This window comes from Acidovorax sp. Root275, assembly GCF_001428965.1.
Classification (GTDB): Bacteria; Pseudomonadota; Gammaproteobacteria; order Burkholderiales; family Burkholderiaceae_C; genus Acidovorax; species Acidovorax radicis.
In genome coordinates this window covers 815,963-827,837 of record NZ_LMJH01000009.1, presented here as the reverse complement: position 1 = coordinate 827,837, position 11,875 = coordinate 815,963, and the positions used below count along the sequence as shown (strand labels likewise).

The window sequence follows — 11,875 nt, the reverse complement described above, 5'->3', positions numbered from 1 at the left end:
CGAGACAGCCCTTGGGGGCAGGCCTTAAATCACCCCTGAACTCGGAGTGCTGCCCTTCGATCCAACTTAGGTCAATTGAGCACTTGTCAAACTGTCCCGTGTAAGGAATAGTTAGGCTGATGAGGGGCCTACGCCTTGGAGGGATGATTAAAGATGCTCAAACAGTCCGAGGATTCTCCGCGTCCACTGGTACTTGCTGTCGATGACTCTTCAGACAATCTTTGGGTACTTTCCGGCCTCCTCAAAGATCAGTACCGGGTGAAATTGGCAGGGTCTGGCGAAAAAGCGCTGCAGATCGCGCGCAGCATCCCAGCACCAGACTTGATTCTGCTGGATGTGATGATGCCGGACCTCTCCGGCTATGAGGTATGCCGCCAGCTCAAGGCGGCTCCGGCCACGCGGGATATTCCCATCATCTTCCTGACGGCCATGACGGGGACGGAGGATGAGAAGGTCGGGCTGGCATTAGGCGCTGCCGATTTCATCACTAAACCAATCAACCCTCCAATCGTGCTTGCCCGTGTGGCGACCCAGCTTCAGGCCAAGGCGGGTGCCGATTTCCTGCGCGACCAAAATCAGTTTTTGCAGACGGAAGTCCACAAGCGCACGCGCGAACTCGCCGCTATCCAGGATGTCACCATCCTGGCCATGGCGTCCCTGGCAGAGACCCGCGACAACGAGACCGGCAACCACATCCGCCGCACGCAGCACTATGTGAAGGCGCTAGCCACAGCGCTAAAGACGCATCCGCGCTTCAGCACTGCACTGAGCGATCACGTGATCGACATGCTGTACAAGTCGGCGCCGTTGCACGACATCGGCAAGGTTGGCATCCCGGACCGGATTCTTCTCAAACCCGGGCGGTTTGAGCCGCATGAGTTCGAGATCATGAAGACGCATACGACCCTGGGCCGAGACGCGATACAGCATGCCGAGGACCAGTTGGGCATGCCGGTTGAGTTCTTGCAATACGCCAAGGAGATCGCCTATGGCCACCAAGAGAAATGGGACGGCAGCGGCTACCCACAGGGCCTGGCGGGCGAGGCAATTCCCCTGTCTGCGCGCATCATGGCCGTGGCCGATGTCTACGATGCACTGATCAGTCGTCGTGTCTACAAGGACGGGATGCCACACGAGAAAGCGGTGGACATCATGCGCGAAGGCCGAGGCTCGCATTTCGACCCCGACATCCTGGATGCCTTTCTCGGCATGCTCGAAGAGTTTCAGCGCATTGCTCAAAAATTTGCCGACAGCGACGCGGAAATGGCCGACAAGGCCAAGCACCTGGAATTGGCGACTGCGGTCATTCAGCCTTCTTCCTGAGCTCAATAGGTTCCCAGGCAGCCAGCCTCCATTGCCGGGACCGTCTGGCCTGCATCACTTCGCCCCGGAATAGAGAGGAACGCGTTTCATGAACGCTATTGTTCAGCACTACCACCGCTCCTCCCTGACGGCGAAGCTCGCGTTCGCCTTTTTCGTCATCCTCCTCATGGCAATCGTGCTCAGCGTGCTGGGCATGCAGGCGGTCAGCCGCGTGAACGACGAGATTCAGGACATGTATGAAAGGGACCTGCAGGGCGTTTCCAACGCCCGGGCGATCCAGTTCCACTATGCCAGCATGGGGCGCCATTTGCGCAATGCGCTGCTCACCGTAGAGACAGACGACAGGGCCCAGGCGCTGGAGAGGCTTGATCAGTCGCACCAAGATATCTTGCGCGAGGTCGGTGAGCTTCGCGGGCGCATTGTTCGCGACGACAACAGACGCAACCTTCTGACGTTCGACCAGAACTATGCGGAGTACCGCAAGAGAGTTGAAGGTCTGCTTGAGCTCGCCAGGCAGGGGCAACTTCAAGAAGCGCGCAGACAGGTCTCAAGTCGGGAGTTCGCTGTCGTTGGGGATACCGTGGCCCAGTCTATGGAAGCTGTGGCAGCCACGAAAGAGGACAGCGCCCGGGCTACGCTGCGCTCCGTGCAGGACCTTGCGCAGCAGACCAGGATCCGCGGCAGCACCCTGCTGGTCATGGGCGGCTTGTTCAGTGTGCTTTTTGCGTGGCTTATCGCGCGGTCCATTCGTGTACCAGCGTTCGAACTGCGCACGGCTGTGGAGCGGATTGCAGAAGGAGATCTGCTGCAGGAGGTGCCTCATACCTCGTACCTCAACGACCTGGGCGCGCTGGCGCGTGCAGTGGCGGTGCTACAGCGGGGAGCCCGCGAACTGGAGGTGCAGCGCTGGGTCAAGACACATACGGCCAGCGTCTCTGCCGAACTGCAGTCGACCCAGTCCTTCGTCGAGCTGGCGCAACGCTTCTTCACGCTCTCGGCGCCTTTGCTGGACATAGGGCACGGCGTCCTTTACATCTACGAAAAAAGCCAGCGCCACCTGCGTCTGCTAACCGGTTTTGCCCATCGCGAACGCAAGACGATGGATCAATACATTCAGCTGGGCCAGGGCTTGGTGGGACAGTGCGCACTGGAGCGCAGCGCCATCACGCTCACTCAGCCTCCCCCAGACTACGTACGCATCGGATCGGCGTTGGGCGATGCCGCACCCCGGTGTATCTGCGTGCTGCCGATCCAACGTGGTGACGAGTTGCTGGGTGTGCTGGAGATTGCCAGCTTTCAGATCTTCTCGCCTGCACAGCAGGCCCTGTTGGACGCGCTGATGCCTGCGCTGGCTGCCAATCTGGAGATTCTGGAGCGCAACGTGGCCACCCATCGGCTGCTTGAGGAAACGCAGGCCCAGGCGAAGACGCTGGAACAGCAGGCGCACGAGCTCGCCACGCAAAAAGATTCCATCGCCGCCACCGAGGCTTGGTATCACGGCATCATCGAATCTGCACCCGACGGCTTGATGGTCACGGACGAGCACGGCACGGTGATCATGGTCAACCCGCGCATGCTCGATCTGTTTGGCTATGCGGAACATGAACTGGTGGGCCAGCCTATGGAAATACTGGTGCCATCCGCCATCCGCGACCGGCACCCGGGCTTGCGCCAGGGCTTCCTGGCAGTCGGACTGCCGCGAAACATGGGGGGTACGAATGCCAACCTCAAAGGCGTGCGCAAGGATGGCAGCGAGTTTCCGGTGGAGGTCGGCCTGTCACGCCTGCCTGCCATTGGCGGCCATGGCGTCTGTGTATGCGCCTCGGTGCGCGACGTGACCGAGCGCAACCGGGTAGAGCAGGAAGTGCGCAACAGCCAACGTCAGATCCGCACCCTGGTGGATGGCATCGGCTCCATCATTACGCTCAAGGACAGGGAAGGCCGCTACCAGCTATTGAATGCCACCTATGCGAAGTACGCAGGCACCAGCGAGCATGAGGTTCTCGGTAAAAACGCACACGACCTGTGGCCCAAAGAGATGGCAGACAAGATCTGGGAGGTGGAGAACCGCGTGCTCGAAAGGGGCGAAGCCATCACCTACGAGGAGATCATCCCCACTGCCGATGGATCAGAGCAGCGCTCGTTCATGACCACGAAAACACCGCTGATCAACGAAGCAGGTGAAATCTACGGCATCTGCGGCATCGCCACCGACATCACCGAGCACAAGAAGTCGCAGGAGGCCATGCAGCTGGCCCATGCCGAGCAGACCGCCATGTTCGAGGCCACCACGCTGGGCATCGCGTTCATCAAGGACCGCGTGGTTGTGCGCGGCAACACACAGCTTGACACGCTGTTCGGCACCGGGCAACTTGGCCAGTCCCCCCGTGCCTGGTACGCATCTGATGACGCGTTTGCCCATGCCCTCAATGAGATATACGGACAGCTATCAAGCGGTGAAAAACACCAACGCGAGGAAGAGCTGGTGCGCGCCGATGGCACGCGTTTCTGGTGTCAACTCAGCGGTGCAGCCATTGATCCGGACGACCTGAGCAAGGGGACGGTGTGGATGCTGCTTGACGTGACGATCCGAAAGACGTCAGAAGAAGATATACGGCGGGCCAAGGAAATGGCCGAGGAAGCGACGCGGGCCAAAAGCGAGTTCTTGGCCAACATGAGCCACGAGATCCGCACGCCGATGAACGCCATCATCGGCATGTCGCACCTGGCTCTGCAGACCGCGCTGGACAACAAGCAGCGCAACTACATCGAGAAAGTCAACCGCGCTGCCGAGAGCCTTCTGGGCATCATCAACGACATCCTCGACTTCTCCAAAATCGAAGCCGGCAAGATGTCCATGGAGCAAGTCGACTTCCGGCTGGAGGATGTTCTCGACCACGTAGCCAATCTGATCGGTATGAAGGCCGAGGACAAGGGTCTGGAGTTGCTGTTCAGCACAGCGGACGACGTTCCGACGGCGCTGGTAGGAGACCCGCTGCGACTGGGCCAAATCTTGGCCAACCTGGGCAGCAATGCCGTGAAGTTCGCGGAGCAGGGGGAGATCGTGCTGGGGATCGAGCTGGCCGGCCAGCAAGGCAAGCCAGGTGGTGACGTCGAGCTGCACTTCTGGGTCAAGGACTCGGGCATCGGCATGACGCCAGAGCAATGCCAACGGCTGTTTCAGTCGTTCAGTCAGGCCGACAGCTCCACCACGCGGCGTTATGGCGGCACGGGCCTGGGCCTGGCGATCTCCAAGACCCTGGTGGAGTTGATGAAAGGCCGCATCTGGGTGGAGAGCACCGAGGGGCAGGGCTCGACCTTCCACTTCCATGTGCACTTTGGCCTGCAGGCGCAGCCCATGCCCCGGCGCATGTTTGATGCCAACGAACTGCTGGGCCTGAGAGTTCTCGTGGTGGATGACAATGCTGCGGCCCGAGAGATCCTGTCGACCATGGCGCGCCGTTTCGGCCTGGAGGTGGACATGGCCCGCGATGGCGAGGAAGGGCTGCGCATGGTGGAGGGCGCCGACAGCCGCTCGCTCGCCTACGACCTAGTGCTGATGGACTGGAAGATGCCACGCATGGACGGCGCCGAGACCGTGCGCCGCATGCAGGCGCTCAAGGGTGGGGCTGCACCGGCGGTGATCATGGTGACTGCTTTCGGCCGGGAAGAAGCCATGACTGCGGTGCAGAGCCATGGCGCCCGGGTGAATGCGGTGCTCACCAAGCCGGTCACGGCATCGACATTGCTAGAAGCGGTGGCTGAGGCGCTGGGCAAAGGTCGCCTGGTATCTGATCGCGTGGTAGCCAAGGCCGACGGGCGAACCGAGCATTTGCAGCAGCTCAAGGGCGCGCGGGTGCTGCTGGTTGAAGACAATGCACTGAACCAGGAACTGGCTATGGAGCTGCTGCGCCAGGCCGGCATGGAGGTGGTGCTGGCCAACAACGGCCAGGAGGCGCTGGACCTGCTGGCCGCGGACCCTCGATTCGATGGCGTCCTCATGGATTGCCAGATGCCCGTGATGGACGGCTATACGGCCACACGCCACCTGCGCTCGCTGCCGCAGTTTGCCAACCTGCCCATCATCGCCATGACAGCCAACGCCATGGCCGGTGACAGGGAGAAGGTAATGGATGCCGGCATGGTGGACCACATCCCCAAACCGCTGCGGGTAGAGGAAATGTTTGCGTGCATGGCTCGATGGATCAACCCTGCTGCCACAACCGCCCAGACGACGCCTGAACAGGCTTTCAATCAAGGAGGCAGCGTGGCCGATCCAGATCTGCCGCAATTGCCCGGCGTGGATCAGGCGATTGGACTTCGCATAGTTCAAAACGACCGGCGGCTCTACCGCCGACTACTGGGCATGTTTCTGCAGGAGTACACGGGCTTTGAAACAGCCGTCGCTGAGGCGCTGCATCAGGGCGACTGGCCTCTGGCCACGCGGCTGGCTCATACCCTCAAAGGCGCTGCGGGCACGATCGGCGCCACCAACGTCGCATCGGCAGCAGGGGCGCTGGAGGCAGAGGGCGCCCACGAGTCCCGCGTGCCGGCAGCGCTGGAAATGTTGTCCCAGATTGGAGTTTTGTTACGCCCGCTTATCAAGGCTCTGCAGGAGTCCACGGCGAGCAGCGGGGCTGGCACTGTGCAAGCCCGATCGGAACCTGTTGTTTCCAAGGCGCGCTCCGCCGAAACCGAGGCTCTGCTGAGCCGATTGCGCAAGTTGCTCAGAGACAGCGACGCGGATGCGGGCGACGCGCTGGAGAACTTGGTCGCTCGGTTGGCGGCGGATGGCGACCCGCTTGCTGAGTCCCTGTCTGCCGTGAGCCGAGCCATTGATCGCATCGATTTCGATGCTGCGCTCTCAGCGCTCGAAGTTCAGGCTCCTGCTCAGCCCGGCTGAATCTGGTCCATGAAGCGCCAAATGCGATTTTTTGCCTGCTTTGTGGGCCTTGCGATGGCCGCGGGCAGCGCCTTGGGGCGCTCGCTGGTGCAAATCAAGGACAGCCAAGAGTTGCGCATCTGCGTCGCTGGCTCCAGCGCCGACTACTATCGGACCAATGGGGAGGATTTCGCCCGATACCTTGGTGTTCAAGCGAAAACCGTGACGCTTTCGCAGTGGGATCAGCAGTTTCACAACGCGCAGGGCGTGACAGTTCAGGGAGATCGCTACGAAGCCGCTCCTCTGGCCACTGGAAAATGCGATCTGTACCCGAATGACCTGCACATCACCGAATGGCGCAAGCAAAAGATGATACTGGTGCCGTACTTCACCACGCGCAATGTCGTCGTCTCGCGACCGGAGATGCGATCCGTTTTGCGCGCCGAGGTAGATCTTGCAGGGCGCACTGCATCGGTCCAGGCGGGAACCGCTTACGAAGGATGGATCCAGGGATTCAACGCTGGAGCGGGAGAGCACTCACCGATCGTCATTGAGAACGTACCTACCGCCAAATCCATGCAGGCCGTCGCGCAGCGTCGCGCAGATTTCACCGTGATCGCGGCCGAATCTGCCTTCCACTGGGTGCGTAACGACCTGGAGAACCTGGACATGCTGTTTCCGGTGGGCGAGGCGATCTCGGTAGGCTGGGGTATTTCCTTTGAAGCATCGGACCTCGAGCACGCCATACAGCGCTATTTCACCGACAGTCGTCGGATGGGGTCAGATCTCGATCTGTCCTGGCGACGCAAATATGGCGTGTCGCTGATGGAGTACCAGCTCTTCTCCGCCTCTTTCGACAATAGCGGGAAATGGCACCGGGTTTGGATGGCCTGGGGAATCCCTGGCGGGGCCGCCATTGCGGGAGTGCTGCTGGCCATGCTATTTTGGGCAACGCAGCTCAGGCGCGAAGCGGCCCGGCACAAACTGACCCTAAAAGCGCTGCAGCAAAGCCACGACCAGTTGACCGGCGAGGCCTACCGGCGCAAGGCAGTGTCCGACCTATTGCTCGAGTTGCAACACGCCAACACTCTTGCAGCTTTTGCCCGCACAGTCCTGCACGAACTGGCGAGGCACTTGCCGATGGGGCAAGCCCTGCTGGTGCGAGTAAACGAAGCGCGCGCGATGCAGGCAGTTGCGCACTATGCGGGTTCGGGTGCTAGTGCGGAACAAACGCTCTCTGAGCTGCCCACAACAGCCAGCATGATCGAGCGATGCATCGCAACGGGCGAGTCCGTGCTCATCGAAGCGCCTGGGACTGACTACCTGCGTGTCCAGTCAGGTCTTGGGCATTGCGCTCCCTGCGCCATCTATTTGATGCCGATCAAGCACGCTGGATGTGTCGTGGCCGTCATTGAGTTAGCCGCGACTGAGTCGATCAGGCCAGAGCGCCGCCAGTTGCTAGTGGACATGGAACCCATCATCGCTGTGGGTATCCTGCGCTTCGTTCGTGAAGAGGCCGATGTGGCTCTTGACCTCACCCAGCAAGACAAGAAGGTATCTGCATGAATGTTTTTGCTGCTTCGAGCCCATCTGCCATTGGGCGAGGCGCACGCTGTCTGGTCGTTGATGACTTTGAGGCGATGCGCAAGGTCACCATCAACCAGCTCCGGCAGATGGGAGTGGAACGCATTGAATCCGCGCGCAACGGTGCCGAAGCCCTGCGCCTTCTGAAGAATCAGCGTTTCGATGTGGTGCTCTCGGACTGGAACATGCCCGTGATGACAGGCGTGGAGTTGCTTCAGGCCATGCGTGCAGACGAACGATTATTCGCAATACCGTTTGTTCTTATCACCGCCGAGGCGGAGCGCAGCCGTGTTCAGGAGGCCATTTCGATGGGGGTGACCTCCCTGCTGCTCAAGCCCTACTCCCCCAAGCAATTGGCTCAAAGGCTGGAGAAGGCCTTGCAATGGAAGCCGCGCGCTCCTGGCGATTTTGCTGGGGAGGGGTTGCCAGCGCAAAATGCGCATGCTCCGGCGACGCAGGACACCGCGAGCACGCCATCAGCCGAAGAGCAGGAAGCTCCTCGACCGACGATACTGATCGTCGACGATACGCCCGACAACCTGCTGCTACTGTCCCAGCTGTTCAAAGGCGAGTATCGGATCAGGCTGGCTCAGACAGGCGCCAAGGCGATGGAGGTGGTGACCTCCGACGACCCTCCGGACTTGGTACTGCTGGACATCATGATGCCCGGCATGGATGGTTTCGAAGTAGCGCGGATGATGCGCGAGCATCCCACATCCCAGAGCATTCCCATCATCTTCGTCACTGCCATGGCGTCGGCGGACGCACGCATCAGGGGGCTCGATCTCGGCGCGGTCGATTTCATTACCAAGCCCATCGACCCCGAAACGCTCAAGCCGCGCGTGCGCAATTTCATGCGCTACGTGCAGCTGCGCAAGGACCTGCAGGCCGAGTTCGACAGCATGGTCGAGGCAGCCCAGTTGCGCGAAGACGTTGAGCGCATCACGCGGCACGACATCAAGGCGCCGCTGGCCGGGGCACTGGGTCTTGTGCAGGCGCTGATTGAGGATGACTCGGTCGGTCGCCGACAAGTGGAGCAGTTGCGCTTGATGGAAGAGAGCGTGATGCAGGTGCTCAACATGATCAACCTGTCATCCGAACTGTACAAAATTGAATCGGGTCGCTTCGTGCTACGAGCGCAGCCCGTGCTTATCGGCGAACTGCTGCGCCGCATAGCCGAGATGAATCGGGTGACCTTCGCGGAGAAGGACCTGTCTATCGCGGTGGACACGGACGTGGCGGTCGGAGCGGAGCCACCTGTAGCGCTTGCGGATTCAACCCTGTGCTACTCGATCTTCCAGAACCTACTAAGGAACGCGTGCGAAGCAGCGCCGCACGGGTCGCGGGTGTCGGTGCAGCTCCAGGATCAGAACCCCTTGCGCATCATCATCAGCAACACTGGAGCTGTGCCAATCGCGATCCGCGACCGGTTTTTCGACAAGTTCGTGACTGCGGGCAAACAGGGGGGGACAGGCCTGGGCACATATTCCGCCAAATTGCTCACCGAGGCCCAGCATGGCAGCGTAGGGCTAGAGGTATTCGATGACACCAATACGACCCGGGTCGTCGTGGAGCTTCCGCGACGGTGATGAAGTCAGTTCACGGCAATCAGCAAACCGCCTGATCAGGATAGCCCAGCCGAAAGCAGCCCTTCACTGAGGTCCACTTCTGGCCGGTATCAGCCTCTGTGCATCGTAGTGGAAGCCTTTGTGACGGCTTCGCAGATGGTGGCGTGTGCCGGCCGCATCGGCACCATCCCAAGCTTCATGTGCACGATCCTTTGAGAGTCTTCAAAGATGTGCTGCAGCAGATGCAAACGCGCCCTAACCATCAGATCGATGACTTACTGCCGCATAGCGGGAGCAGATCATGTCTACTTAGGCCGCAGGCGGTGACCCAAGTATGCAGACCTCAACCCTACGTGCAGCAACTGTTATGCCGGGGAAATTTCACTCAAAATTTCATTGAAAACCCGACGGCTGACGCCCGGTTCAACATGAAAGCTGCGCATCCCAAGGGCTCTTGCTGGCTCAATGTCACGGACCATATCGTCACCGATCATGACGCAAGTTGAAGGAGGGACGCCCAGAATTCTTGCTCCCGCGATGAACATATCAGGCTTCGGCTTCCAGCTCCCACAATCTTCAGGCGTCACCACCGACACCACATGGCTTAGCAAGCCAGTGCTTCTAGCTTTATTGAGTTGCTGCGCGCGATCACCGTTCGTGAGTACGACCTTCGGGATGTGCTCTGTGCGCGCAAGAAACTCTGACACACCTGGGAGCAACTTCCATGAAGATTCGTAGGCACGCAAGTAAGGAATAAAGGCGTCGTCTGCTTCCGCATCTGTTAAATCATCAGCGAAAAAGGCTCGAACTCGCTGTCGTCTCTGTTCAGAAAAAGAAAGCCTGCCTTGTTCATACAGGCTCCAGAATTGTCGGAACGTTGTACGCCATCTATCCGCCAAAGTGCGCGTAGGCTCCTCGCCGAGGCGATCTCGATGCGCTGCGACGAATGCTGCGAATGCGATCTTGGTTGATGAGTTGTCATCAATCAGAGTGTCATCGAGATCAAGCAATATGGGACGCATCATTCTTCCTTGCTCACGTTTGCCGGTTCTACTAGGAGCCTAGACGCTTACATCGAACTGTAGATAGTGCTGCCGTGAGGTCGCTTCAGAGGCGCAAAACTTCAACAACCCTTCGTTTGTACACCGGGTCCCAAAATTTGGTTCGGGCGTGGCTCGAGAATTTTTTGCGCCTTCTAGATGCCGCTGTCCACGGGTGACCACGCTGGCTGTGTCAGTTCTTGAGGTTCAGCAAAGCGCCCGGCGATGTTCGTCCATCGTCTGATCTTGATCGCGGCAGTCGTTCAACGAATGCGGGTTGAGCGGCAGCAACCAGCCTGAAGCAGCCCATCGCACCCTCCACACCCCTCGATACATGAACCGCCTCAAATGAGGCGTCATTCATTTCTCAATGCGAAATTTCCCCGACGGACTTTATTCACGTCCGACGCACTTTATTTGTTGGAGTCAAAACCTGCGCTCAGCACCACGGTCACGCCTCTCCGCGACTCTCTTAGCGAAATTACGCATCTTGTCCACCCTTCAGTACTGCTTGGTCAAGAAAGACGGCTCAAAGCAGTTATATGCAGTCAGAGCGGCCCTATCTATTCCGTTCCTCGCGATCGGGCAGGCAAGGATCGCGAACGATTGATAAAGTCCAATCAAATCAACATGTTTCAAGACTTTGTTCGGGCCGCAAGATCAGCGATCAATCGAGCTTTGAAACTATGTTCAGTTTTTTGAAACTCTGTTCAGCACTCCCTCCTCACCCACCATGCTCCGCTACCTCACCATCCCTGTCACCGCCTTCCAGCAAAACTGCTCCCTCGTCTGGTGCGACGCCACCCACAAAGCCGCCGTGATCGACCCCGGCGGCGACCTGGAGGTGCTGCTGGCAGAAATCCAGCGCCTATCCCTCACGCTCGACCAGATCTGGCTCACCCACGCCCACATCGACCACGCGGGCGGCACGGGCGAGCTGGCAGAGCGGCTTTCGCTGCCCATCGTGGGCCCCCACCCGGGCGACCAGTTCTGGATTGACGGCCTGCCGCAGCAAAGCGCGATGTTTGGTTTTCCGCCCGCCCAGCACTTCACGCCCACGCGCTGGCTGCACGACGGCGACACGGTGCAGATTGGCGACGAGACGCTGAATGTGCGCCACTGCCCCGGCCACACCCCCGGCCATGTGGTGTTCCATGCGCCGCAGATTGACCGTGCTTTTGTGGGCGATGTGCTGTTTGCCGGCAGCATGGGGCGCACCGACTTCCCGCAGGGAAACCACCAGCAGCTCATCGACAGCATCACCCAGCGCCTGTGGCCCATGGGCAACCAGACGGTGTTCATCCCCGGGCACGGTCCTGAGAGCACGTTCGGGCGTGAGCGCCAAAGCAACCCCTATGTGGGTGGGACGTAAGCCGTTTTTTGGCATTTTTGGGTTCTAGCGCTTATCCAGAAAGCGCAGACAGCTATTATTTTTGAAGTGACCCTGTGCCTCTGCGCGTGCCGCAGGGGCCAGCGTG

General features: G+C 59.8%; 6 protein-coding genes. 5 read left to right on the top strand and 1 reads right to left on the bottom strand.

Features of this window, described 5'->3' with window-relative positions:
- The first annotated feature begins 153 nt into the window (after positions 1 to 153).
- The 4 genes from ASE52_RS18750 to ASE52_RS18730 all read left to right on the top strand — a co-directional run bounded on the left by ASE52_RS18750 (position 154) and on the right by ASE52_RS18730 (position 9,378).
- The gene (locus ASE52_RS18750; RefSeq protein ID WP_056057405.1) at positions 154 to 1,323 is read left to right on the top strand and encodes a two-component system response regulator; all 1,170 of its coding nucleotides are present in this window, start codon (positions 154 to 156) and stop codon (positions 1,321 to 1,323) included.
- 88 nt (positions 1,324 to 1,411) lie between these two features.
- Positions 1,412 to 6,226, top strand: coding sequence for a PAS domain S-box protein (locus ASE52_RS18740; protein WP_082522306.1), 4,815 nt, complete (start codon positions 1,412 to 1,414; stop codon positions 6,224 to 6,226).
- Positions 6,227 to 6,235: 9 nt separating this feature from the next.
- Positions 6,236 to 7,771 carry a transporter substrate-binding domain-containing protein gene (locus ASE52_RS18735; RefSeq protein WP_082522307.1) on the top strand — a complete coding sequence of 512 codons (1,536 nt, stop codon included), beginning with the start codon at positions 6,236 to 6,238 and terminating at the stop codon, positions 7,769 to 7,771.
- Positions 7,768 to 9,378 carry a response regulator gene (locus tag ASE52_RS18730; RefSeq protein WP_057228237.1) on the top strand — a complete coding sequence of 537 codons (1,611 nt, stop codon included), beginning with the start codon at positions 7,768 to 7,770 and terminating at the stop codon, positions 9,376 to 9,378. Before ASE52_RS18735 ends, ASE52_RS18730 begins: the two co-directional genes overlap by 4 nt.
- A gap of 344 nt (positions 9,379 to 9,722) precedes the next feature.
- On the opposite strand, the gene ASE52_RS25270 is transcribed toward ASE52_RS18730, so the two are convergent.
- A complete protein-coding gene (locus ASE52_RS25270) occupies positions 9,723 to 10,379 on the bottom strand; it encodes an HAD family hydrolase (protein WP_206743054.1) in 657 nt (218 codons plus the stop codon).
- Positions 10,380 to 11,130: 751 nt separating this feature from the next.
- On the opposite strand from ASE52_RS25270, the gene ASE52_RS18725 reads away from it, so the two are divergent.
- Positions 11,131 to 11,769, top strand: coding sequence for an MBL fold metallo-hydrolase (locus ASE52_RS18725; protein WP_057228235.1), 639 nt, complete (start codon positions 11,131 to 11,133; stop codon positions 11,767 to 11,769).
- Positions 11,770 to 11,875 lie beyond the last annotated feature (106 nt).

Coding starts and splice junctions, on each gene's coding strand:
- ASE52_RS18730 (WP_057228237.1), top strand. CDS start 7,768: ATGAATGTTTTTGCTGCTTCGAGCCCATCTGCCATTGGGCGAGGCGCA.
- ASE52_RS18725 (WP_057228235.1), top strand. CDS start 11,131: ATGCTCCGCTACCTCACCATCCCTGTCACCGCCTTCCAGCAAAACTGC.
- ASE52_RS18735 (WP_082522307.1), top strand. CDS start 6,236: ATGAAGCGCCAAATGCGATTTTTTGCCTGCTTTGTGGGCCTTGCGATG.
- ASE52_RS18750 (WP_056057405.1), top strand. CDS start 154: ATGCTCAAACAGTCCGAGGATTCTCCGCGTCCACTGGTACTTGCTGTC.
- ASE52_RS25270 (WP_206743054.1), bottom strand. CDS start 10,379: ATGCGTCCCATATTGCTTGATCTCGATGACACTCTGATTGATGACAAC.
- ASE52_RS18740 (WP_082522306.1), top strand. CDS start 1,412: ATGAACGCTATTGTTCAGCACTACCACCGCTCCTCCCTGACGGCGAAG.